The sequence below is a fragment of the Gryllotalpicola sp. CP2-P1 genome, assembly GCF_057512245.1.
The window spans coordinates 1-4,731 of the sequence record NZ_JBLRDT010000193.1; the positions used below are offsets into that span (position 1 = coordinate 1).

Consider the following 4,731-nt stretch of genomic DNA (forward strand, 5'->3'; position numbering starts at 1 on the left):
CCCGCCGCCTCCAAAGCGGCCTCTGCCTCGCGGCGCTCACGCCGAGAATCGATGCGGCCGCCGCTCAGCTGAGCGAGCAGCCAGTCGGTGGTGCCGGGCTCGGGCTCGCCGGCCGGCGGCGTGGTCTCATCGGTCACGCGAGCCCCAGGTCTTCCAGCCCGATGGCGGCGTAATAGGGGTACCCGGCGGCCTCGATGGCCTCCTTCGCGCCCGTGGCGCGGTCGACCACGACGGCCACACCGGCGATCTCTGCGCCGACCTTCGTGAGCGCCTCGATGGCCTTGAGCGGCGAGCCGCCCGTGGTCGAGGTGTCTTCGAGCACGATGACCCGCTTGCCCTCGAGGTCGGGGCCTTCGACCTGCCGGCCGCGGCCGTGGTCCTTGGGCTCCTTGCGCACGACGAAGGCGTCGTAGGCGAGCCCCTGTGCAGCGCCCTGGTGCAGGATGCTGGCGGCGATCGGGTCGGCGCCCATGGTCATGCCGCCGACGGCGACGACGCCCGGAACGTCCTTGATGAGCTCGATCATGACCTTGCCGATGAGCGGCGCGACCCGATGGTCGAGGCTCACCTTGCGCATGTCGACGTAGTAGGTGGCCTTCTTGCCGCTGGTCAGCGTGAAGTCGCCGTGGAAGACGGCGTCGGCCTTGATGAAGTCGATCAGCTGCTGGCGGGTGTCAGTCACGGCCCTGAGTCTACTGGGGGCCCGGCTGTGAGACAGGTGCCCGACAACCGGGCGGGCGCGCGTGAGTAACCGGGCGGGCGCGCGCAGGCGGAGTCGGCCACCGATGCGGACGACGCCCTCGAATGACTTGCATGGCGGAACAGATTCTGGAGCACGCGTCGGTGCCGCGCGAAACTGTTCCCTCGTGCAAGTGCCGCGACGGTATCGCGTCGGCGCTCGTGCTGCGCCCGCGCCGAGCACGGAAAAGTCGCCCGGCTCGCGCACGCCAGCTCACGCATTCCGGCTCGCGCACCCCGGCTCAGGCACGCGGTGACAGGCGCAGAGTCGTCCGTGCGGCGTCATCCGTGACGGTGCCACTTACAGTGTCGCTCCCGCTCCCACCGCCGTACTTCCGGCGATAGGCGTCGTCGACGGCCGCGCGCACCGCGGGGTCGCCCGAGACGTCGGTGACCGACACGTGCACCTCGAGCCCGGGAACCGTGACCCGCGCCTCGCCCGAGCGCAGTGCGCCGCCGTACCAGCCCGTCTCGCGCCGGCGCCAGGTGCGCACGTAGACGGAACCGCCCGCCGTCACGACCCAGATCGGCACCGCCGCTCGCCAGCCGCCGTCACGCCGCGGCACAGCGATGGTCAGCTCTGCGCTTGCCGAGATCTGCGCGAGTTCGCGCTCGGTCCAGTTTCGGAGGGCGGTCATCGGGCGACGGGGAACATCTCTGTCAGCACCGCATCGTAGTGACCGAAAGCCTCCGAGATCTCGCTTTCCGTCACCACGAGCGGCGGCACCACGTGGATGCGGTTGTTCTGCACGAAGGGCAGCACGCCCCGGGCGAGCAGGGCAGATCGGATGCGTGCCATGTCGACATCGGGCAGAGGGGTGCGGCTCGCGGCATCCGTCACCAGCTCGATCGCCCAGAAGCAGCCGAGCCCGCGCACCTCGCCGACCACGTCGGGGTGCGCGGCCTGCAGGGCGGCGAGCGCCGGCCCGATCGCCTCGCGGCCGATGCGCGCGGCGTTCTCGACGATGCCCTCGTCGGTCATCGCCTCGATCGTCGCGACGACCGACGCGGCGGCGAGCGGATGCCCCGAGTAGGTCAGGCCGCCCGGGAAGACCCGCTCATCGAAGGCGTGCGCGATCGCCGGCGAGATGATGACGCCGCCCATCGGCACGTAGCCCGAGTTGACGCCCTTCGCGAAGGTGATCAGGTCGGGGGTGACGCCGAAGCCCTGGTGCGCGAACCACTCGCCCGTGCGACCGAAGCCGGCCATCACCTCGTCGGCGATCAAGACGATGCCGTGCCGCGTCGCGAGCTCGCGCACCCCCTCGAGGTAGCCGGGCGGCGGCACGAGCACGCCCGCCGTGCCCGGCACCGTCTCGAGCAGGATCGCCGCGATCGTGTCGGGCCCCTCGGCCTGGATGACGCGCTCGAGGTGGTGCAGGGCGCGCTCGGACTCCTCCTCGGGCGTGGTCGCCCAGAACTCGCTGCGGTAGAGCCAGGGGCCGAAGAAGTGCACGTGGCCGCGGGCGTACTGGTTGGGCATCCGCCGCCAGTCGCCCGTCGCGACGATCGCGGCGCCCGTGTTGCCGTGGTAGCTGCGATAGGTCGAGAGCACGGTGTCGCGGCCGGTGTAGAGCCGCGCCATGCGGATCGCGTTCTCGTTCGCATCCGCGCCGCCGTTCGTGAAGAACACCTTCTCGAAGTCGGCCCCCTTCAGGTTCGCCTTCTCGACGATCAGCTGCGCCGCGCGGCCCCTGGTGAGGTTCGCGTGCTTCGGGTCGATGGTCGTCAGCACGTCGGCCTGCGCCTTGATCGCCGCGACGACCCGCGGGTGCTGGTAGCCGATGTTGACGTTGACGAGCTGGCTCGACATGTCGAGGTACTGCCGGCCCTCGTGATCCCACAGGCGCGCGCCCTCGCCGCCGGCGAACACCAGCGGATTCAGCGCGCCCTGCGCCGACCACGAGTGGAAGACGTGGGCGCGGTCGAGATCGAGGGCGAGCTGCTGGTCGGCCGGGTCGAGTGCGGGCATGCGGGTTCCTTACGTTTTCGTTCAGGGTATTGCGGGTGAGGCACAGCGGGTGCCGGGCCGGGCGGCCCGGCACCCGCCGGCGGTCACTTGCCGCCGGGCTGCAGCGTCACGGTCTCTGGCGTGAAGTCGTCGCCGGTGACGTCAACACCCTGCTCCTTGAGCTCGGCGAGCGCCTTGTCGACATAGGTGTTCGTGTAGGCGTCGGCGTCGGGCTTCGCGGTGATGACGGTGGCGCCGCTGCCGTTCTTGGTGTGCAGGGCGATGTCGACCGTCTGGTCCCACAGCTTGCTGTCGATCTTGCCGATGCCGTCGGGCGACGGCCAGATCAGCTTGTCGACCTCGTTCGTCTGCCACGTCTGGTGGCTGAGGCCGAGCTGGCTGCCTGCGGCGACCACGTCTGCGGCGGTCTGGTCGATGTGGTCGCGGGCGTAGACCCAGCCCTTCAGCGTCGCCGCGATGACCTTGGTCGTCTGGTCCTGATAGGCCTTGTCGTTCTTCAGCTTGTTCGTGTCGGCCCAGAGGCCGTCCTGGTACATGCCGAAGCCCAGGTCGGACCAGTTGAGGATGTTGAGGTCGTCGAGGGTGTAGAGCTTGCCGGTCTTGGGATTCTTCGACTCGAGCACCTGGGCGAGCTCGTTGTAGGTCATCGCCTGCGCGGCCTCGATGTCGCCGTCGAGGAACGCGTTCATGTCGAAGCCCTGCTGCACGATCTTCACGTCGGTGGCGGGGTCGAGGCCGGCGTCGGTCATCGCCGCGTACGGCTCGAACTCGTTGCCGCCGCCCCAGCTGCCGACGGTCTTGCCCTTGAGGTCCTTGACGGAGGTGATGTCGTTGTCGGCGAAGGAGATCTGCAGGGTGCCGGAGCGCTGGAAGATCTGCGCGACATCGGTGATGGCCGCGCCCTGCTCGCGCGAGGCGAGTGCCTTCGGCGCCCACGCGATGGCGTAGTCGACGGCGCCGTTCGCGAGCTGGGTCTGCGGCACGATGTCGCCGCCGGCGGGCACCAGCGTGACATCCAGCCCCTCGTCTTTGTAGTAGCCCTGCTTGACGGCCTCGACGTAGCCGGCGAACTGCGCCTGCACGGCCCACTGCAGCTGGATCTTGACCGGCGTGAGGCCGGCCTTCGTGGTGGCTTTGCTCGAGGATGCCGGCGTTGACGAGCAGCCGGCCAGGAGGGCGGCCGTGGCGGCGGCCGCTGCGGCGAGCGCGAGAGCGCGCCTGGTGCTGTGCTTCATGTGGTGCTCCAATCGGGGTGCGGTTCCGGTGGTGCGGGTGGGGGTGAGGGCTCAGGCGACCCGGCCGCGCGAGACGGCACGCTCGATGCCCAGGGTCGCGAGGTAGAAGACGAGGCCGACGATGATCGCGCCGACGACGTAGGCCCAGGCCGCTGCGTAGCCGCTGTTCGCGGCGGCCGAGGTGATGAGCGAGCCGAGGCCGGTCTGCGGCCCGCCGAAGTACTCGGCGACGAGGGCAGAGATGACGGCGAGGGAGGCCGCGACGTTGACGCCGGAGAAGAGATGGGGAAGAGCGCCGGGCAGGGTGACCGCCCTCGTGGCCTGCCAGGGCGTCGCGGCATACGCGGTCATCAGCTCGCGATGGATCGGCCGCACCTGCCGCAGCCCGCGCAGGGTGTTGAGGAACACGGGCGCGAACGCCGCGATGCCGGCGACGATCTGCCGCGGCAGCTGCGAGCCCGCGCCGAACATCGTGTACAGCACCGGCGCGACGGCGACGATCGGCAGCACGGCGATGGCGGCCACGATGGGCGCGCTGAGGTGGTCGATCACGCGCACCGCTGCCGCGACGGCCGCCAGCACGACCGCGACGAGCGCGCCGGCGATCAGCCCCACGAGAGCGTTGCCGCCGGTCACGAGCGACGCGCGCCAGATCAGCCCGGGGTTCTGGTGGATCATCTGCCAGATCGCGCTCGGCGCGGGCAGCAGGAACGGCTTGATCTGGGCGCCGACGACGAACGCCTGCCATGCCGCGATGAGCAGCACTCCGAAGACGACGGGCGGCAC

At 70.3% G+C, this 4,731-nt stretch carries 5 protein-coding genes; all 5 read right to left on the reverse strand.

Annotation, left to right across the window (positions count from 1 at the left end; genetic code table 11):
* Positions 1 to 133 precede the first annotated feature (133 nt).
* Positions 134 to 682: an orotate phosphoribosyltransferase gene (pyrE, locus tag ACM2XV_RS12460; protein ID WP_344777037.1), complete on the reverse strand. Its 549-nt coding sequence runs from the start codon at positions 680 to 682 to the stop codon at positions 134 to 136.
* A 298-nt stretch (positions 683 to 980) separates the two neighbouring features.
* Positions 981 to 1,376, reverse strand: coding sequence for a DUF2255 family protein (locus ACM2XV_RS12465; protein ID WP_344777039.1), 396 nt, complete (start codon positions 1,374 to 1,376; stop codon positions 981 to 983).
* Positions 1,373 to 2,710 (reverse strand): aminotransferase class III-fold pyridoxal phosphate-dependent enzyme, encoded by a 1,338-nt coding sequence (locus ACM2XV_RS12470; protein ID WP_487027151.1) that lies wholly within the window; start codon positions 2,708 to 2,710, stop codon positions 1,373 to 1,375. The genes ACM2XV_RS12465 and ACM2XV_RS12470 overlap by 4 nt, the downstream gene beginning before the upstream one ends.
* Positions 2,711 to 2,793: 83 nt before the next feature.
* The gene (locus ACM2XV_RS12475; protein ID WP_487027152.1) at positions 2,794 to 3,945 is read right to left on the reverse strand and encodes an ABC transporter substrate-binding protein; all 1,152 of its coding nucleotides are present in this window, start codon (positions 3,943 to 3,945) and stop codon (positions 2,794 to 2,796) included.
* Between the two features lie 51 nt (positions 3,946 to 3,996).
* On the reverse strand, positions 3,997 to 4,731 hold a 735-nt coding region (locus tag ACM2XV_RS12480; protein WP_487027153.1), incomplete at its 5' end, for an ABC transporter permease.

Bases quoted from the DNA above. Each gene is read 5' to 3' on its own strand.
- ACM2XV_RS12465 (WP_344777039.1), bottom strand. From the start codon at position 1,376: ATGACCGCCCTCCGAAACTGGACCGAGCGCGAACTCGCGCAGATCTCG.
- ACM2XV_RS12470 (WP_487027151.1), bottom strand. From the start codon at position 2,710: ATGCCCGCACTCGACCCGGCCGACCAGCAGCTCGCCCTCGATCTCGAC.
- ACM2XV_RS12475 (WP_487027152.1), bottom strand. From the start codon at position 3,945: ATGAAGCACAGCACCAGGCGCGCTCTCGCGCTCGCCGCAGCGGCCGCC.